This is a genomic window from uncultured Kocuria sp., assembly GCF_947500125.1.
Classification (GTDB): domain Bacteria; phylum Actinomycetota; class Actinomycetes; order Actinomycetales; family Micrococcaceae; genus Kocuria.
In genome coordinates this window covers 62612-79706 of record NZ_CANMRA010000011.1, presented here as the reverse complement: position 1 = coordinate 79706, position 17095 = coordinate 62612, and the positions used below count along the sequence as shown (strand labels likewise).

The following is a 17095-nucleotide window of genomic DNA, read 5'->3' as shown; positions in this document are numbered from 1 at the left end:
GCCGCCCGATAAACTGGTCGCCATGACGTCCCCTCGCATCGCAGACCTCACGACCGCCGCCGTGGGCGGGCCCGCCCGCCACTACGTGCGGGCGGAGTCCGAGCAGGAGGTCGTCGACGCCGTCGCGGCGGCCGACGCCGCCGGGCGGGACGTGCTCGTGGTCGGGGGCGGCTCCAACCTCATCGCGGCCGACGCCGGGTTCGCGGGGACCGTGGTGCACGTGGCGTCGCGCGGCGTCGAGGTCCTCGACGACGACGCCGGGAGCGCTCTCCTGGAGGTCCAGGCCGGGCACTCGTGGGACGAGCTCGTGGCACAGGCCGTGGCCGAGGGGCTGGTCGGCATCGAGGCCCTGTCCGGCATCCCCGGCACCACGGGCGCCACCCCCGTGCAGAACGTGGGGGCCTACGGCCAGGAGGTGGCCCAGACCGTCGAGCTGGTGCGGGCCTGGGACCGCCAGGAGCGGCGCGTGCGGGAGTTCGCCCCGGCCGACCTGGCGTTCTCCTACCGGGACTCCGCCCTCAAGCGCAGCACGGTGGCCGGCTCCCCGCGCTTCGTGGTGCTCGCGGTGCGGTTCCGGCTCGGGCACGGCACCGACAGCGCCCCGGTGCGCTACGGCGAGCTCGCCCGCCGGCTCGGCGTCCAGGTGGGGGAGCGCGCCCCGCTAGGCCGGGTGCGGGAGACCGTCCTGTCCCTGCGCGCGGGCAAGGGCATGGTCCTCGACCCCGACGACCGCGACACCTACAGCACGGGCTCGTTCTTCACGAACCCGATCCTCCCGGCGGACGCCCTGGGGGAGCGCCTGCCCGCGGATGCCCCCCGCTTCCCCGTGGTGGACGCGGCGGGGCGCCCGCTCGAGGGCCGGGTCAAGCTCTCGGCCGCGTGGCTCATCGACCACGCGGGCTTCGGCAAGGGCTTCGGTCTGCCCGGAACCCGCAACGAGCTCCTGGACCTCGACGGCGCCGCGGTCGCCGGGGGGCGCGCCTCGCTGTCCACCAAGCACACGCTGGCCCTCACCAACCGCGGCGGCGCCTCCGCGCAGGACCTCATGGCCCTGGCCCGGACGGTGCGCGACGGCGTCGCGTCCGTCTACGGGGTGGACCTCGTCGCCGAGCCCGTCATCGTGGGCACGGCGGTCTGAGGCGGCCGTGAGCAGCCTCGAGGAGGAGATCGCCCAGGGGGAGAGCTCCGACAGCCGCGTGCGGCAGGCCCTGGGCCGGCTGCGCCGCTGGTCGCGCGGGCACCCCCTGCTGTTCGCGGCCTACCGGACGCTCGTGACGGTCCTCGGGGGCGTCTTCGTCCTGGCGGGGCTGATCATGCTCGTGACGCCCGGCCCGGGGTGGCTCGCCATCTTCCTGGGGCTCGGCATCTGGGGCACCGAGTTCCACTGGGCGCACCGGCTCAACCAGTGGGCGAAGGGGCAGGTCATGCGCGGGTGGCGGTGGTGGCTGGCCCGCACGGCCGAGGGGCGCCACCGCCGGGCCCTCGCCGGACCGGGCAATCTCGTGCCGGGCCCCCGGCACCTGCGGAGCCCGGGGGCCTGAACCAGGGCCCCGGCACCTGCGGTCCCGGGGATCCGGGCCGGGGTCCGGGCCGCCATGTGCCGGGCATGCCGCACCCGTGGGCCCGGGACCCTGGAGCCAGGACCGGTGCCCCGGTCAGCCGCCCGGACCGGGTCAGCCGGTCAGCGGGAGCGGCCCAGCTGCGCGGCCACCAGCTCGAGGGCCCGCTCGGCCGGGAGCCCGAGGTCCGCGATCTCGGCGGCGTAGCGGCGGGCGGCCTGCACCGCCAGGTCCTCGGTCCGGTCCGCGGCGCGCACGAAGCTGCCCTGACGGCCCCGGGTCTCGATCACGCCGGCGGCCTCGAGCTCGCGGTAGGCCTTGGCCACGGTGCCGGCCGCCAGGCCGAGCGCCTCGGCGAGCCGGCGCACCGGCGGGAGCCGGGTGCCGGCGGGCAGGGTGCCGTCCGTGCGCCCCTGCTGCACCCGGTGCTTGAGCTGCTCCGACGGTGGACGGATGTCGCCCGCGTCGAGCGCCAGCCCCGGCGGGATCGAGGTCTCCGCCACCGGCTACAGGGTGCCGGTGGCGATGCGCAGCATGCGGCGCAGCGGCTCGGCCGCGCCCCACAGCAGCTGGTCGCCGATCGTGAAGGCGCTGATGTAGCCCGGACCCATGGAGAGCTTGCGGATCCGGCCCACAGGGATGTCCAAGGTTCCGGAGGTCGCCACGGGGGTGAGGTCCCGCATCGAGTCCTCCTTGGTGTTGGGCACCACGGTGGCCCACTCGTTGTCGGCGTCGACGATCCGCTCGATCTCCTCCACGGGCAGGTCCTCCCGCAGCTTGATCGTGAGGGCCTGGGAGTGCGAGCGCATCGTGGCGATCCGCACGCACAGCCCGTCCATGGGCACCCAGTCCTGGGCGAACCGGTCCGTGCGGCCGAGGATCTTGTTGGTCTCGGCCGCGGACTTCCACTCCTCGCGGGACTGCCCGTTGCCGAGGTCGGCGTCGATCCAGGGGATGAGGGAGCCGGACAGGGGCGCGCCGAACATCGAGGTGTCCAGGGCGTCGCCGCGCTGGGTCTCGAGCACCTTGCGGTCGATGTCCAGGATCGCGGAGGCGGGATCGGCCAGCTCGTCCGCGACGACGCCGTGGAGGGCGCCGAACTGCGCCAGCACCTCGCGCATGTGCCGGGCGCCGCCGCCCGAGGCCGCCTGGTAGGTCATCGACGTGGCCCACTCCACCAGGTCGTTGCGGAACAGCCCGCCCAGCCCCATGAGCAGGCAGGACACCGTGCAGTTGCCGCCCACGAAGTCCTTCACGCCGCTCGCGAGACCGCGGTCGATGACGTCCCGGTTGACGGGGTCCAGGACGATGATGGCGTCGTCGTTCATCCGCAGGGTCGAGGCGGCGTCAATCCACAGCCCGTCCCACCCGGCGGCGCGGAGCCGGCCGTGCACGTCCTTGGTGTAGTCCCCGCCCTGGGCGGTGACGATCACGGGCAGCTTGGCCAGGGTCTCGAGGTCGTAGGCGTCCTGCAGCGTGCCGGCGTCCCCGGCGAACGACGGGGCGGGCCGGCCGGCGCTGGAGGTGGAGAAGAACACCGGGGTGATCCCCGAGAAGTCCCCCTCCTCCTGCATGCGCTGCATGAGCACGGAGCCCACCATGCCCCGCCAGCCGACGAACCCTACCGAATCACCTGAGCGAAAAGTCATGGCCCCCAGTCTAGTGGGCGCGGTGGAGGGCCCAGCGCCGCCGCTTCTCCTTCACCTTCTGCGCCGGCGGGAGCTCGAAGCCCGGGGCCACGACCTGCTGGTACTGCGGGAAGCGGTGGAGGTAGTCCTGGACGTAGGGGCACGTGGGACGCACTGCGACGCCCTCCTCCCGGAAGCCGTCCAGCAGCAGCGTGACGAGGGTGCGCGCATAGCCCTGCCGGCCGAACTGCTCGCCGATGATGGTGTGCAGGAGCTCGACCGTGCCGTCCTCGTGGTCCTGGAAGCCCTCGAAGCCGATGAACTGCTCCCCCCGCCACAGCTCGTAGCGGTCGAGGTCCGTGTTCTTCACGACGTGCAGCTGCTCGTCGTCCCGGATCGCGGGGTCGGGGTGCAAAGCGGTCACGGTGGTCCTCCTGGTCGTGGTGCAGCTCACGCTACCGGAGTCGCTCCGCTGCCGGAACCGCCCGCCCGTCCGCCGGGGCCGCGCCGGCCGCGCGTGCGCCGGTCGATCCGGTAGCCCAGGCCGGTGCGGGACACAGACGGGCCCACGACCGGCTCCGTGGCCCATGCGTCGTCGAGCGCCGGGGCGTGCGTGTCCCCGTCGGCGTCGAGGTCGATGACGGTCACGAGCGCCTCCGTCACCGGGTGCTCGGCGTCCGCGAGGGCCTGCCGGTAGACCTCTCCGCCGCCGATCACCCAGATCCGCTCCGCCCCGGGACTCGTGCGCGCCAGGCGCACGGCCTCGGCGTACGACGCCGCGGTCAGCACCGCGCCGGGATCGGACCCCCGGGCCACCCGCTCGGGGGAGGAGGTGATGACGATGTTGGTCCGTCCCGGCAGGGGCCGGAAGCGCTCCGGGAAGGACTCCCACGTGCGCCGGCCCATGATCACCGGGTGGCCGGTGGTGGTGCGCCGGAAGAAGGCCAGGTCCTCCGGCAGCGACCAGGGCATCGACCCCGCACGGCCGATGACGCCCTCGACGGTCTGCGCCCAGATCGCCCCGACCGTCCCGGCGGGGCCGGACGGGCCGGCCGAGCCCGGCACGGCGGTCATACGGCCACCGGGGCCTTGATCGCCGGGTGGTGGCGGTAGTCGAGGACCTCGAAGTCCTCGAACTCGTAGTCGAACACGGTGGCGGGCCGCCGGGCGAGCCGCAGCCGCGGATAGGGGTAGGGCTCCCGCGAGAGCTGCTCACGGACCTGCGCCACGTGGTTGTCGTACACGTGGCAGTCCCCGCCGGTCCAGACGAACTCCCCGGGCACGAGATCGGTCTGTTGGGCGACCATGACGGTGAGCAGGGCGTAGGAGGCGATGTTGAACGGCACGCCCAGGAACATGTCCGCGGAGCGCTGGTAGAGCTGGCAGGACAGCCGGCCCGGCCCGTCCTCCCGGGGCTCGACGTAGAACTGGAACAGCGCGTGGCACGGCGGCAGGGCCATCTCGTCCACCTCGGCGGGGTTCCACGCGGTCACCACGTGGCGCCGCGAGTCGGGGTTCGTGCGGATCTGCTCCACGACCTTGGCGATCTGGTCGATCGACCCGCCGTCGGCGGTGGGCCAGGACCGCCACTGCACGCCGTAGACCGGTCCGAGCTCCCCGTCCGGGTCCGCCCACTCGTCCCAGATGGACACGCCCCGCTCCTGCAGCCACCGCACGTTGGAGTCCCCGCGCAGGAACCACAGCAGCTCGAGGGCCAGCGACCTGAAGTGCACGCGCTTGGTGGTGAGCAGCGGGAAGGACTCCGCCAGGTCGAAGCGGATCTGGCGCCCGAAGACGCTGCGCGTCCCGGTGCCCGTGCGGTCGGACTTGTGCACGCCGTGCTCGAGGACCTCGCGCAGGAGGTCCTCGTAGGGAGTCGGCACCGGGGCGGGCGCGGGGGCGGGGGAGGTCATGCGGGGCTCCTCGGGAATGCTCGTGGCAGGCAGGTTCTGTGGCGGGGACGCGCTGCGGCAGGGCGGTGCGTGGCGGGTCGTGCGCCGGTCAGTCGTCGAAGGGTTTCACAAGCTCCACGGAGACCACCCGGCGGCGGTGCCGACGGGAGACCTGGAGCACGATCATCTCGCCGGGGGACAGGTACGGGTCCTTGGCCGGGAGCAGCGCGGCGAGCTCGGGGCTCGCGTGCCGGGCGATGACCTTGAGGACGGTGGGCAGCACCGGGCGGTGCGTGCACAGCGCCACGGGGGTGTCCTTGTCGAACATGGTCTGGGCCACGGCGGCCGCCTTCTTGGGATGACGCTTGTGCGAGGCCTCCGTGAGCTGAGGACGTTCCCGCACGGGGACCCCGGCCTTCCGCGCGTACGGCACCACGGTGGACAGGCAGCGCAGCCAGGGGGAGGTGAGCACCCGCTCGGGGGACCACGCCCGGAGCAGCCGGGTCACGGCGAGGGCCTGGCGCTTGCCGGTCGCGGCCAGCGGCCGGTCGCCCTCGGCCCGGGACCAGGACGAGCGCGGCTTCGCCTTGGCGTGGCGCACGACGATCGCCGGGCGCGTGGCGAGGTCCCCGCGCTCGTGCAGCTCCACGAGGGCCGCCAGCGGCTCCCGGTCGGAGGGGTTGGTCAGCATCCGGTGCGCCTCGTCGGGTCCGACCCAACGGACGGCGTCGACCTCCCGGCCGTCGGGCTCGGGGCGTGCCCCGGGGCCGAACTCCGCGGCCCAGTAGTGCACGTCCTTGCTGCCGTCCTTGACGTCGTAGCGGATCGTGGGCAGGGGCACCCCCAGGCGCGGGAGCAGGCCGATCTCCTCGCTGACCTCCCGGTGGGCGGTCTCGGGCAGCGTCTCGCCCTCGTCCTGCTTGCCCTTGGGGAAGGACCAGTCGTCGTAGCGCGGCCGGTGGATGAGCAGAACCTCGAGGCCGCCGCCCGTCCGGCGCCAGCACAGGCACCCGGCCGCGAGCACGTCGGCGGGCCGTCTGCTCCCCGCCGCGCTCCTCGCGCCGGTCCTCGCGTCCGCCCGGCCGGTGCTCGCGTCCGTGCTCTGCTCGGCGGTCATCCCTGCGGCCTTCTCGGCGGCCTTCTCGGCGGTCCTGGGCATGGTCCCTCTTTCGTCCCCTGTCCGTGGTGCACGGGCGTGCCGGGACCCGCGGTCCGGACCGTCGGGTGGCACCCCCACGATGGTACCGGCGCTCAGACCGTGGGCCGGCCGAGGGCCCGGCTGCGCAGCAGGTGCTCCTGGATGTCCACGAGCGGGCTGCCCTCGGCGTCCCGGTGGTGGCGGGTCCACACGCCCTCGGCGTCCAGGTGCCAGCTGGCCGTGGCGTCCGAGACGTAGCGGGCGAGCAGCCGCACCAGCGCCTCCGCCTGCTGGGGGTCCGTGATCCGCACCAGGGTCTCCACCCGGCGGTCCAGGTTGCGGTGCATCATGTCCGCCGAGCCGATGTAGACCAGCGGCTCCCCGGCGTTGCAGAACGCGAAGACCCGGGAGTGCTCCAGGAACCGGCCCAGCACCGAGCGGACCCGGATGTTCTCGCTCAGCCCCGGCACCCCGGGGCGCAGCGCGCAGATCCCCCGGACCACCACGTCGACGGGCACCCCGGCCTGCGAGGCCCGGTACAGGGCGTCGATCACGGCCTCGTCCACGATCGAGTTGCACTTGACCTGGATCCGGGCCGGGCGGCCCGCCCGGTGGTGGCGGATCTCGGCCTCGACCAGGTCGACGAGCCCGGAGCGCACGGAGCGGGGCGCCACGAGCAGGCGCTGGAAGGTGGTCTTCGGGGCGTAGCCGGAGAGCTGGTTGAACAGCCGGGAGACGTCCTCCCCGACCTCCGGGTCGCACGTGAGCAGCCCCAGGTCCTCGTAGAAGCGCGCGGTGGAGGGGTGGTAGTTGCCGGTGCCGATGTGCACGTAGCGGCGCAGCCCGTGCTCCTCCTGGCGCACCACGAGGGAGAGCTTGCAGTGGGTCTTCAGTCCCACGATGCCGTAGACCACGTGCACCCCGGCCTGCTCGAGCTTGCGGGCCCAGGAGATGTTGGCCTGCTCGTCGAAGCGGGCCTTGATCTCCACGAGCGCCAGCACCTGCTTGCCGGCCTCGGCGGCGTCGATGAGCGCGTCCACGATGGGGGAGTCGCCCGAGGTCCGGTAGAGGGTCTGCTTGATGGCCTGGACCTTCGGGTCCGCGGCGGCCTGCTCCAGGAAGGCCTGGACGCTCGTGGCGAACGAGTCGTAGGGGTGGTGCAGCAGCACGTCCCGGGCCCGGGTCGCGGCGAAGACGTCCGCGGCCTTGGCGGTCTCCGCGGCGTTGAGGTAGCGGGAGGTGTGGGCCACGTGGCGGGCGTAGTGCAGCTCCGGGCGGTCGATCCCGGCGATGACCCCCAGCCCGCGCAGGTCCAGCGGGGCGGGCAGGCGGTAGATCTCGGACTCGTCGATGCCCAGCTCGGAGACGAGCAGCTCGAGCACCTCCGTGCTGATGCTGTCCGTGACCTCCAGGCGCACCGCGGGGCCGAAGCGGCGGCGCAGCAGCTCCTTCTCGAGCGCCTGCAGGAGGTTCTCGGCGTCGTCCTCCTCGACCTCCAGGTCCTCGTTGCGGGTCACCCGGAACACCTGGTGCTCCTCGACCTCCATCCCGGGGAAGAGGTCGTCCAGGTGCTGGGCGATGACGTCCTCGAGCGGGATGAACCGGGCCTGGCCGTGCGGCAGCCGGGACGCGCGGGTCCCGTCCACGGAGAGCAGCCGGGGCAGCTGGTCCGGGACCTTCACACGGGCGAACAGCCGCTTGCCCGACTGCGGGTTGCGGACCATCACCGCCAGGTTGAGGCTCAGCCCGGAGATGTAGGGGAACGGGTGGGCCGGGTCCACGGCCAGCGGCGTGAGGATGGGGAACACCTGGCGGTGGAAGTCCCGCGTGAGCCGCTCCCGCGTGGGGGAGTCGAGGTCCTCCCACCCGATCAGGTGGATGTTCTGGCGGGTCAGCTCGGGGCGCACCAGGTCGTGGAAGGCCCGCGCGTGCCGCTCCTGGAGCTCGTGGGCGCGTGCGGCGATCGTGGCCATCTGCTCCGCGGGGGAGTGCCCGGAGGCGGCCGGCCGGGCGATGCCCGTGGCGATGCGCCGCTTGAGCCCCGCCACCCGGACCATGAAGAACTCGTCCAGGTTGGAGGCCACGATGGACAGGAAGTGCACGCGCTCCAGGAGGAAGAGGTCCGGGTCCTCCGCGAGCTCCAGGACCCGGGAGTTGAACGCGACCCAGCTCGCCTCGCGGTCCAGGAAGCGCTCGGGTCCGTGCCGGCCCTCCAGCACCTGCCGGGCCGCGGGCACGGGGTCGTCGATCCGGTCCCGGTCACCGTGGCCCCGGGCGGCCCCGTCGGGGACGGAGTGCTCGTCGGGGACCCCGGGCCCGGTGCCGGACCCGGGGGGCGGGGCGGGCGCGCCCGGGGCCGGCGCGGACTGCGGGGTGTCCTGCTGGTGCGTGGTCATCACGGTCCTGTCTCGTCGTGCCCGGCAGTTCCGGGCGCGGGGCGGGCGGGGCGGTCAGGAGGGGAGGGCCCCGGCGTACATCACGTCGAGGTGCCAGGGCCGGAACCCCAGGGCCTCGTACAGCCGCAGCGCGGCGGGGTTGTCGCCGTCCACGTAGAGCATGACCTCGTCCAGGCCCTGCCGTGCCAGGTGGTTGACCCCGGCGGCCGTCAGGGCCCGGCCCAGTCCCGTGCCCTGGTGCCCCGGTGCCACGCCCACGGCGTACACCTCGCCGAGCGGGCCGCGCTCGGCGTCCCCGGCGTGGACCTTGGTCCAGTGGAAGCCGGCCACGGTCCCCGGCTCGTCCTCCCGGACGGCGAGCAGGAAGCCGGCGGGGTCGAACCACGGCTCGGCCTCCCGCTGCCGGAGGTCCTCCAGGGTCATCCGGCCCTGCTCGGGGTGCTCGGCGAACGCGGCCGCGTTGACCCGCAGCCACTCCTGCTCGTCGCGGCCGGGCTCGAACGCCCGCAGCCGGAAGCCCGCGGGCATCTCCTCGGGGAGCGGCAGGTCCGCCGCGCCCTGCAGCGGGCGCAGCAGCCGGTGCAGGTCGCGCACCGGGGCCAGTCCGTGCCGGGCGGCGAGCGCGGCGGCGGCGGGGTGGCCGCCGTGCGCCCAGGCGCGGACCGTGCCGGCGGTCTCCGCGGCCACGGCTCCGGCCAGCGCCGCGCCGATCCCGCCGCCGCGGTGGGCGGGGCCGACCACGAGCTCCACGAGGTGGGCGCCGTCGGGCTCGGGCACGCGCACGGCCGCGCCGAGGAGCTCGCCGCCGTGGGAGCGCGCCAGGACGGTGCGGACCCGGCCGTCCCGCGCCGAGCGCAGGTCCACCAGGGTCTGGTCGGAGAACGGCGGGTCGCCGTCCGCGGCGGCGGCGCGGGACGCGAGCTCCACGATCTCCTCCGCCGGCGGGACGTCCGGGCGCTCGAGGTCGTACGGCACGGACTGGGACATGAGGACCTCCTGCGGGACGGTGCGGGACGGGCGGGCCGGGCGGAGGCTGCTCAGCTCTCCCGGGCCCGCGTCGTGGCGAAGCTGTAGCCCACGTTACGCACCGTGGTGATGAGGTGCTCGTGGTCGGCGCCCAGCTTGGCGCGCAGGCGCCGCACGTGCACGTCCACGGTGCGGGTGCCGCCGTAGTAGTCGTAGCCCCAGACCTCGCTCAGCAGCTGGGCGCGCGTGAAGACCCGCCCGGAGTGCTGGGCCAGGTACTTCAGCAGCTCGAACTCCTTGTAGGTCAGGTTCAGGGGCTGGCCGTTGACGTGCGCGGAGTAGGCGGCGTCGTCGATGACCACGGAGCCCGCGCGGATGCGGGTGTCGTCCTCGGGGACCTCGGCCGTACGGGACGAGGCGAGGCGCAGCCGGGCCTCGACCTCCGCGGGGCCGGCGGTGTCGAGCACGACGTCGTCGACCATCCAGTTCGCGGCCACCGCCGCCATCCCGCCCTCGGTGAGGACCATCAGCAGCGGAGCCGCCAGGCCCTTGGCCGTGAGCAGCTGCGCCAGGTTGCGCGCGGTGATCAGGTCGGTGCGCCCGTCCAGCAGGACCACGTCCGGGGACCGTCCGTCGAGGCTGCCGGACACGGTCCGGGTCGGGGCGACCGAGACCTTGTGGTTGAGCAGGTCGAGGGCCGGGAGCACCGATGCCGAGGGTCCGTCCGCGTCGGTCAGCATCAGGATCTGGAACACTCGTGCTTCTCCACTCTGGCGTACGGACTGAGCTGTCAGTATAGGTCCGGGCGGGCGACCGGCCCCGCGACCCCTTCCGGCACGGAGCGTCCCGCGCGCCGCCACCGCCCCGCGCCCCGCGACCGCCCCGTCCCGGTTCGGCGCCCCGCCCGCGCCCCGCGGCGAGCCGCTATCGTTGCTCGTGTCCGCCCGGGCCCACGTCCCGACCCTCGACAGTGCAGGAACCCGATCGCCATGAGATACGCCATGATCGCCGCGTGCAGCGTGGTCGGCCTCGTGGCGGCCCTGACCGCGGTCGCGGTCGCCGGGCCGGCGCCGCTGCTCCTGGCGCTGGGGATGTCCGTGGTCATCGGCTTCGGCTGGCCGGCGGCCACCGGCATCGAGGCGAGGCACCGCCACAACGTGATCATGAGCGCCGCCGGCGTCGTCGCGGCCCTGCTCGTGCAGTTCCTGCCCGGCCAGCAGCTCGTCTGGCTGCCCGCCGTCGTCGGAGTGGCCCTGATGACCGTGTTCGCCGCGGAGCTGGTGCGCGGGGAGGGCGCCGAGCACCGGCTCGAGTCCGCGATCGCCTCGACGGCCGGCGTGCTCGCCGCGGTCAGCTCCTCCGGCTGGATCGCCCTGGCCGGGGACTACCGGGCCACGGGCTCGGACCCCGTGCTGCTCGTGGTGGTCGGGGCGGTCCTGGCCGCGCTCGTGGCCCTCGTGGGCGCCCGCGTCATCGCGGCGGCCCCGAAGAGCTCGCCCAAGCGCGGCGTCGTGGCCCTCGGCGTGACCCCCGTGGCGTTCCTCGGGGTGGGGGCCGTGTTCACTGCCCGGCTGGTGAGCACCGTGGTAGTTTAGGGACCATGCTTGCACTCGAAATCTTCTACCTGGCCCTCCTCGGCATCTCCGGCCTGTTCATCGCCGGGATCTCCCTCAAGGTGGTCCTGGGCCTGTTCAAGGGACAGCACTAGTCCCGTGCCCATCGAGATCCCCTCGGATCTGACTCCCGAGCTCGTCCCGTTCGCCTGGTTGCTGGGCACCTGGGAGGGCGACGGCTTCATGGGCTACGGAGAGGTCGAGCAGCGGCCCTTCCGGCAGCGCGTGATCTTCGAGCAGAACGGACTGCCGTTCCTCGAGTACCGGGCGCAGACCACGCTCCTCGACGAGGAGGGGCAGCCGATGCGACCGGCCACCGTGGAGCAGGGCTTCTGGCAGCTCGACCGCACCCTCGAGGACGGTGACGTGGGGCCCGGGATGCTCCCGCCCGACCTCGTGCCCGTGCTCCAGGGCGCCGAGGACGTGGAGCGGATGCGCAACGCGGACGGCGGCTTCGACGTCCTCGTGACCCTGACCCACCCCGGCGGCGTCGCCGAGCTCTACGCCGGGCAGATCAAGGGCCCGCGGATCGACCTCGCCACCGACGCCGTGATCCGCGGCCGCGGGGCCAAGGAGTACAGCTCCTCGACCCGCATGTACGGCCTCGTCCACGGCGACCTGTTCTGGGCCTGGGACATGGCGGCCCTCGGCGAGCCGCTGACCACCCACGCCTCCGCGCAGCTGCGGAAGATCGGCTGAAGCCCGTGACCGACCACCGTTCCCCCCTGCTCCTGCGCCCGGGCGCCGTCGAGGCCGAGCACCTGGACCGCGGCGTGGCCGCCCACTACGGCGACCCGCTGCGGGAGCAGCGCTCCCTCGTGCGAACGCCCGGGACCGTGGTGGACCTCTCCCACAAGGGCGTCGTCACGGTCACCGGACCCGACCGGCTCAGCTGGCTCACCACGCTCTCCTCGCAGGTGCTCACCGGGCTCGAGCCCGGGCGCAGCACCGAGACCCTCTTCCTGTCCGTGCAGGGGCGGATCGAGTACGCCCCCCACGTGGTGGACGACGGCGCCACCACCTGGCTGCTCACCGAGGCCGACGAGGCCGCCCCCCTGGTGGCGTGGCTGGAGTCCATGCGCTTCGCGCTGCGCGTCGAGATCGAGGACCGCACCGGGCAGTGGGCCGTGCTCGGCGCCACCGGCCCCGTGCCCGGTCTGCCCGCCAGCGTCGTGTGGCGGGACCCCTGGCCCGAGGTCGCCCCCGGCGGCTGGAGCTACGCCGTCCTCGACGGCCCCCACCCGGGCGAGGAGCGCACCTGGTGGGAGCACCTCGTGCCCCGCGACGAGCTGGACGCCCTGACCCTGGACCTCCCGCTCGCCGGCGCCTGGGCCGCGGAGGCATTGCGGATCGCCGCGTGGCGCCCGCGCTGGGGCGCCGAGACGGACGAGCGGACGATCCCGCACGAGCTCGACCTCCTGCGCACCGCCGTGCACCTGGCCAAGGGCTGCTACAAGGGCCAGGAGACCGTCGCGCGGGTGCACAACCTCGGGCACCCGCCCCGTCGGCTGGTGCTGCTCGACCTCGACGGCTCCGAGCACACGCTGCCCGCCGCGGGAGCCGACGTGCTCGCGGGGGAGCGCACGGTGGGTCGCGTCACCTCCGTGCAGCTGCACCACGAGCAGGGCCCCATCGCACTGGCCGTGCTCAAGCGCACCGTCGATCCCGGCGCCCAGCTCGTCGTCTCGGACGGCGAGCAGCGGTGGGCCGCGGCGCAGCAGGTCGTCGTCCCGCCGGACGCCGGCCAGGTGGTCGGCCGGCAGGCGGGCTTCCTCCGCACCCCTCGCGACGCGCGCTCGTAGGCGCGGGCCTGCGCGGGGGCGGGCGCCGCGGAGTCCGTGCCCGTCGGAGCTGTGCGGAGGCCGCCGTCCGCGTCAGCGCCCGAAGAGGACGCGGGCCTCGTCCCAGCGGTGCTGGGGGACGGTCTTGAGCCCGGCCAGCGCCTCGCTGAAGGGGACCCGGACCATGTCGGTGCCGCGGATGGCGACCATCTGCCCCCAGCCCTTCTCGTGCACCAGGTCCACCGCGGCCAGCCCGAACCGGGTGGCCAGGACCCGGTCGAACCCGGTGGGGGCCCCGCCGCGCTGGATGTGCCCCAGGATGGTGTTGCGGGTCTCGATGCCGGTGGCCGCCTCGATCTGCTCGGTGACGTACTCCCCGACCCCGCCCAGGCGGGGCCGCCCGGAGGCCTCGGTGCCCTTGCCGGCCAGCACGTCCCCGTGGCCCTCGGGGATGAAGCCCTCGGCCACGACCACCAGCGGGGAGCGGCCGCGCTCGTGGACCTCGGTGACCCAGGCGCAGACCTGCTCCATGGAGACCTGCTGCTCGGGGATCAGCACCGCGTGCGCCCCGGCGGACATCCCCGAGTGCAGCGCGATCCAGCCCACGTGGCGGCCCATGACCTCGGCGACCATGCACCGGTGGTGGGACTCCCCGGTGGTGCGCAGCCGGTCCATCGCGTCGGTGGCGATCTGCACCGCGGTGTCGAAGCCGAAGGTGTAGTCGGTGGCCTGCAGGTCGTTGTCGATGGTCTTCGGGACCCCGATCACCGGCAGCCCGGCCTCGGCCAGCCGCGCCGCCCCGGCCAGGGTGCCCTCCCCGCCGATGGCCACGATCGCGTCGATGTGGTGGCGCTCGAGCATCACGGCGATGTTCTCCGGCCCGCCTCCGGGGCCGTCGTAGGGGTTGGTGCGGGAGGTCCCCAGGATGGTCCCGCCCTCCCGGGCCAGCCCTCGCACCCGGGTGCGGGGCAGGTCCATGATGTCGCCCTCCACGACTCCGCGCCAGCCGTCGCGGAAGCCCACGAACTCGTGGCCGTAGGTCTTGATCCCGTGCAGCACGGCGCCGCGGATCACCGCGTTGAGTCCGGGGCAGTCCCCGCCGCTGGTCAGCAGTCCGATCTTCATCCGTACAGTCTCCTCCGGGTGGGCGGGGCGTGCGTGGTGGCCGGACCTGCGCCGGCATGCCCAGTCTAGTGAGTCCGGCACCCGGCGGCAGGGCCGGGCCCGGACGTGTTGGCCCCGCCGCCGGCCCCCTGCACGGGCCTAGACTGCCGGGGAGGGCCCCGCCGGGCCCGGAAGGAGGGGTGGCGTTGAGCGCGGACAGAGAACCGGCCCGGGAGAACCTGCGGGTGTTCATCGACAAGCTGGTCGACCAGGGGTACACGGTGCGGGACGGGCAGTCCCCGGACCCGGACCTCATCGACCCCGGGGGCTCGGCGGTGGAGACCTGGCGGGAGGACTACCCGTACGACGAGCGGATGTCGCGGGAGGAGTACGAGCTCGAGAAGTACCAGCTGCAGATCGAGCTGCTGAAGTTCCAGTACTGGGGCCAGGACCACGACCTCCAGCACGTCATCGTCTTCGAGGGCCGCGACGCCGCCGGCAAGGGCGGGACGATCAAGCGCTTCACCGAGCACCTCAACCCTCGGGCGGCCCGCGTCGTGGCGCTCACCAAGCCCTCGGACCGCGAGCGGGGCCAGTGGTACTTCCAGCGCTACATCCAGCACCTGCCCACCGCGGGGGAGATCGTGATGTTCGACCGCTCCTGGTACAACCGCGCCAACGTCGAGCGCGTCATGGGCTTCTGCACGGACCCGCAGTACGAGCAGTTCATGGCCCAGGCGCCGGTCTTCGAGAAGATGCTCGTGGACTCCGGCATCCACCTGACCAAGTTCTGGTTCTCCGTCACCCAGCACGAGCAGCGCACCCGGTTCGCGATCCGCCAGATCGACCCCGTGCGCCGGTGGAAGCTCTCCCCCATGGACCTGGCCTCGCTGGACCGGTGGGAGGACTACACGGACGCGAAGGAGGAGATGTTCCTGCGCACCGACACCGACCACGCCCCGTGGATCACGGTGAAGTCCAACGACAAGAAGCGCGCCCGGCTCAACGCGATGCGGTTCTTCCTGGACCAGTTCGACTACGAGGACAAGGACCCCGACGTGGTCTATCCCCCCGACCCGCTGATCGTCCGGCGCGGTCTGGAGGCCGTCGGCGACTGAGCCGCCGCCCGCGCCCAGGGGACGACGGCGCCGCCCGCCCCCGTGCAGGGGCGGGCGGCGCCGTCGCGGGGCGGTCCCGGCTCAGCGGCCGGGACGGTCCACCAGGACGGCGTTGGCGGCGGCGTTGACGGCGGTCACGGCCAGCACGGAGGGCCAGGCCCCGATGCGCTTGGCCAGCGGGTGGGAGAGCCCGAAGCCCAGGACGTAGAGCGCGCCGAGCGCGGCCGTGGTCCCCGGTCCGCCGCGGTGCCACCACGAGTGGGCGGCCGCGGCGCCGGCGGCGGCCAGCACCGCCCCGCCCAGGGGGCGGACGCCGGTCGCCCGGGCGGTCGCGTACCCGCCGATCAGCCCCGCGGTCACGAGTGCCGCCGCGGGCACCGACTCCGCCGCGGCCACGACGGGGTCGAGGACGTCCGTCGCGGCGCTCACGCGGCGCCGCCCAGGTACTCCTGGAGCCGGCGCAGGCCCTCGGCGAGGTCGTCGTCGCCCAGCGCGTAGGAGAGGCGCAGGAAGCCGGAGGGGCCGAACGCCTCACCGGGGACCACCGCGACCTCGGCCTGCTCCAGGATCAGCTCGGCCAGCTCGGCGGAGGTCTCCGGGGTCGCGTCGCCGAAGCGCCGGCCGAGCAGGCCCCGCACGTCCGCGTAGGCGTAGAACGCGCCGGTCGGGGTGGGGCACTCCACGCCGTCGATGGCGTTGAGGGCGTCCACCATGACCCGGCGGCGGCGGTCGAAGGCCTCCCGCATCCGGTGGGCCTCGTCGAGCGGGCCGGACACGGCCGCGAGCGCGGCCCGCTGGGCCACGTTGTTGACGTTGGACGTCAGGTGGGACTGCAGGTTCGTGGCCGCCTTGATGACGTCGGGGGCCCCGATCATCCAGCCCACCCGCCAGCCGGTCATCGCGTACGTCTTGGCCACGCCGTTGAGGATGACCACGTTCTCGCCCAGCTCCGGCACGGCGGCGGCGATCGAGGTGAACGGCACGCCGTCGTAGGTGAGGTGCTGGTAGATCTCGTCGGTCAGCACGAAGATCCCCTTCTCCGCCGCCCAGCGGCCCACCGCCGCGGTCTCCTCGGGGGAGTACACGGCGCCGGTGGGGTTGGACGGCGAGCAGAACAGCAGCGCCTTGGTGCGCTCGGTCCACGCCGCCTCGAGCAGCTCCGGGGTGACCTTGTAGCCGAGCTCCGGCCCGGCGAAGACCTCGACCGGGTTGCCGCCGGCGAGCTTGATGGCCTCGGGGTAGGTCGTCCAGTACGGGGCCGGCAGCAGGACGTCGTCGCCCTCGTCCACGACCGTCGCGAAGGCCTGGAAGACGGCCTGCTTGCCGCCGTTGGTGATGAGCACCTGGGAGGGCTCCACCGTGTACCCGTCGTCCCGGGCGGTCTGCTCGGCCACGGCCTTCCGCAGCTCGGGCAGGCCCGCCGCCGGCGTGTACCGGAAGTTCGCCGGGTCCTGCAGGGCGGCCGCGGCGGCGTCCACGATGTACTGGGGCGTGGGGAAGTCGGGCTCCCCGGCGCCGAAGCCGATCACGGGGCGGCCGGCGGCCTTGAGCGCCTTCGCCTTGGCGTCCACGGCGAGCGTCGCGGACTCTGCGATGGCGCCGACGCGCCGGGAGATGCGGGACGTGGTCATGACCGGGGGCCTCCTGGAGGGGAACGGACGGTTTCCGCCGGGTGCGACGGCGGCGGTGCGGACGCCCCCATGCTACTCGGGGGTCCGGCGGGCGGGCCCGGCGCGCCGGTGGCCGGTCCCGCCCGGATTGCACCCCGCCGCCCGGGTCGCCTAGGATGGTCGACTGGTGTCATCGGCGCCTGCTCGGCCGCGCCGTCGCGGCGAGGCCGAGTGGTAGAGTCGGTGACCGGGTCCGAGCGATCGAGACCGGCGTTCCGACGCCGGGCGAG

At 74.0% G+C, this 17095-nt stretch carries 18 protein-coding genes; 6 read left to right on the top strand and 12 right to left on the bottom strand.

Features of this window, described 5'->3' with window-relative positions; genetic code table 11:
* Positions 1-22 precede the first annotated feature (22 nt).
* On the top strand, positions 23-1138 hold the full coding sequence (locus Q0817_RS09425; RefSeq protein WP_298586243.1) for a UDP-N-acetylmuramate dehydrogenase: 1116 nt from the start codon (positions 23-25) through the stop codon (positions 1136-1138).
* Positions 1139-1145: 7 nt separating this feature from the next.
* Entirely contained in the window at positions 1146-1541 is a 396-nt protein-coding gene (locus Q0817_RS09420) for a PGPGW domain-containing protein (protein WP_298586241.1), read from the top strand.
* A gap of 140 nt (positions 1542-1681) precedes the next feature.
* Here Q0817_RS09420 and Q0817_RS09415 read toward each other — a convergent pair whose 3' ends face one another.
* The 9 genes from Q0817_RS09415 to Q0817_RS09375 all read right to left on the bottom strand — a co-directional run bounded on the left by Q0817_RS09415 (position 1682) and on the right by Q0817_RS09375 (position 10334).
* Positions 1682-2062: a GntR family transcriptional regulator gene (locus Q0817_RS09415; RefSeq protein ID WP_298586238.1), complete on the bottom strand. Its 381-nt coding sequence runs from the start codon at positions 2060-2062 to the stop codon at positions 1682-1684.
* A 3-nt stretch (positions 2063-2065) separates the two neighbouring features.
* Positions 2066-3208 carry an aspartate-semialdehyde dehydrogenase gene (asd, locus tag Q0817_RS09410; protein WP_298586235.1) on the bottom strand — a complete coding sequence of 381 codons (1143 nt, stop codon included), beginning with the start codon at positions 3206-3208 and terminating at the stop codon, positions 2066-2068.
* A gap of 10 nt (positions 3209-3218) precedes the next feature.
* Complete coding sequence (locus Q0817_RS09405) at positions 3219-3611, bottom strand: GNAT family N-acetyltransferase (RefSeq protein WP_366139865.1); 393 nt, start codon at positions 3609-3611, stop codon at positions 3219-3221.
* Positions 3612-3637: 26 nt separating this feature from the next.
* Positions 3638-4261, bottom strand: a complete 624-nt coding sequence (locus Q0817_RS09400; protein ID WP_298586232.1) for a dihydrofolate reductase — start codon at positions 4259-4261, stop codon at positions 3638-3640.
* A complete protein-coding gene (locus tag Q0817_RS09395; RefSeq protein ID WP_298586229.1) occupies positions 4258-5100 on the bottom strand; it encodes a thymidylate synthase in 843 nt (280 codons plus the stop codon). Before Q0817_RS09395 ends, Q0817_RS09400 begins: the two co-directional genes overlap by 4 nt.
* 88 nt (positions 5101-5188) lie before the next feature.
* Positions 5189-6238 (bottom strand): NUDIX hydrolase, encoded by a 1050-nt coding sequence (locus Q0817_RS09390; RefSeq protein ID WP_298586226.1) that lies wholly within the window; start codon positions 6236-6238, stop codon positions 5189-5191.
* Between the two features lie 92 nt (positions 6239-6330).
* A complete protein-coding gene (locus Q0817_RS09385; protein WP_298586223.1) occupies positions 6331-8613 on the bottom strand; it encodes an RNA degradosome polyphosphate kinase in 2283 nt (760 codons plus the stop codon).
* Positions 8614-8667: 54 nt separating this feature from the next.
* A complete protein-coding gene (gene mshD, locus Q0817_RS09380; protein WP_298586220.1) occupies positions 8668-9600 on the bottom strand; it encodes a mycothiol synthase in 933 nt (310 codons plus the stop codon).
* Between the two features lie 50 nt (positions 9601-9650).
* Entirely contained in the window at positions 9651-10334 is a 684-nt protein-coding gene (locus Q0817_RS09375; protein WP_298586217.1) for a response regulator transcription factor, read from the bottom strand.
* 234 nt (positions 10335-10568) lie between these two features.
* Between Q0817_RS09375 and Q0817_RS09370 the strand changes: the two genes are divergently transcribed.
* The 3 genes from Q0817_RS09370 to Q0817_RS09360 all read left to right on the top strand — a co-directional run bounded on the left by Q0817_RS09370 (position 10569) and on the right by Q0817_RS09360 (position 12994).
* On the top strand, positions 10569-11174 hold the full coding sequence (locus Q0817_RS09370; RefSeq protein ID WP_298586214.1) for a hypothetical protein: 606 nt from the start codon (positions 10569-10571) through the stop codon (positions 11172-11174).
* Positions 11175-11291: 117 nt separating this feature from the next.
* Positions 11292-11891: an FABP family protein gene (locus Q0817_RS09365; RefSeq protein WP_298586211.1), complete on the top strand. Its 600-nt coding sequence runs from the start codon at positions 11292-11294 to the stop codon at positions 11889-11891.
* Positions 11892-11896: 5 nt separating this feature from the next.
* On the top strand, positions 11897-12994 hold the full coding sequence (locus Q0817_RS09360) for a folate-binding protein YgfZ (RefSeq protein ID WP_298586208.1): 1098 nt from the start codon (positions 11897-11899) through the stop codon (positions 12992-12994).
* 72 nt (positions 12995-13066) lie between these two features.
* On the opposite strand, the gene Q0817_RS09355 is transcribed toward Q0817_RS09360, so the two are convergent.
* Positions 13067-14098 (bottom strand): 6-phosphofructokinase, encoded by a 1032-nt coding sequence (locus Q0817_RS09355; protein ID WP_298586205.1) that lies wholly within the window; start codon positions 14096-14098, stop codon positions 13067-13069.
* 185 nt (positions 14099-14283) lie between these two features.
* On the opposite strand from Q0817_RS09355, the gene ppk2 reads away from it, so the two are divergent.
* Positions 14284-15195: a polyphosphate kinase 2 gene (gene ppk2 / locus Q0817_RS09350; protein WP_298586202.1), complete on the top strand. Its 912-nt coding sequence runs from the start codon at positions 14284-14286 to the stop codon at positions 15193-15195.
* An 81-nt stretch (positions 15196-15276) separates the two neighbouring features.
* Here the strand turns inward: ppk2 and Q0817_RS09345 are convergent, their stop codons facing one another.
* Both Q0817_RS09345 and Q0817_RS09340 read right to left on the bottom strand, forming a co-directional pair.
* Entirely contained in the window at positions 15277-15624 is a 348-nt protein-coding gene (locus Q0817_RS09345) for a hypothetical protein (RefSeq protein WP_298586199.1), read from the bottom strand.
* Positions 15621-16826 (bottom strand): pyridoxal phosphate-dependent aminotransferase, encoded by a 1206-nt coding sequence (locus Q0817_RS09340; protein ID WP_298586195.1) that lies wholly within the window; start codon positions 16824-16826, stop codon positions 15621-15623. The genes Q0817_RS09345 and Q0817_RS09340 overlap by 4 nt, the downstream gene beginning before the upstream one ends.
* Positions 16827-17095 lie beyond the last annotated feature (269 nt).

What these genes read in the sequence shown, in the direction of transcription:
- Q0817_RS09425 (WP_298586243.1), top strand. Translation starts at nt 23, where the DNA reads ATGACGTCCCCTCGCATCGCAGACCTCACGACCGCCGCCGTGGGCGGG.
- asd (WP_298586235.1), bottom strand. Translation starts at nt 3,208, where the DNA reads ATGACTTTTCGCTCAGGTGATTCGGTAGGGTTCGTCGGCTGGCGGGGC.
- Q0817_RS09400 (WP_298586232.1), bottom strand. Translation starts at nt 4,261, where the DNA reads ATGACCGCCGTGCCGGGCTCGGCCGGCCCGTCCGGCCCCGCCGGGACG.
- Q0817_RS09395 (WP_298586229.1), bottom strand. Translation starts at nt 5,100, where the DNA reads ATGACCTCCCCCGCCCCCGCGCCCGCCCCGGTGCCGACTCCCTACGAG.
- Q0817_RS09390 (WP_298586226.1), bottom strand. Translation starts at nt 6,238, where the DNA reads ATGCCCAGGACCGCCGAGAAGGCCGCCGAGAAGGCCGCAGGGATGACC.
- Q0817_RS09385 (WP_298586223.1), bottom strand. Translation starts at nt 8,613, where the DNA reads ATGACCACGCACCAGCAGGACACCCCGCAGTCCGCGCCGGCCCCGGGC.
- mshD (WP_298586220.1), bottom strand. Translation starts at nt 9,600, where the DNA reads ATGTCCCAGTCCGTGCCGTACGACCTCGAGCGCCCGGACGTCCCGCCG.
- Q0817_RS09370 (WP_298586214.1), top strand. Translation starts at nt 10,569, where the DNA reads ATGAGATACGCCATGATCGCCGCGTGCAGCGTGGTCGGCCTCGTGGCG.
- Q0817_RS09355 (WP_298586205.1), bottom strand. Translation starts at nt 14,098, where the DNA reads ATGAAGATCGGACTGCTGACCAGCGGCGGGGACTGCCCCGGACTCAAC.
- Q0817_RS09340 (WP_298586195.1), bottom strand. Translation starts at nt 16,826, where the DNA reads ATGACCACGTCCCGCATCTCCCGGCGCGTCGGCGCCATCGCAGAGTCC.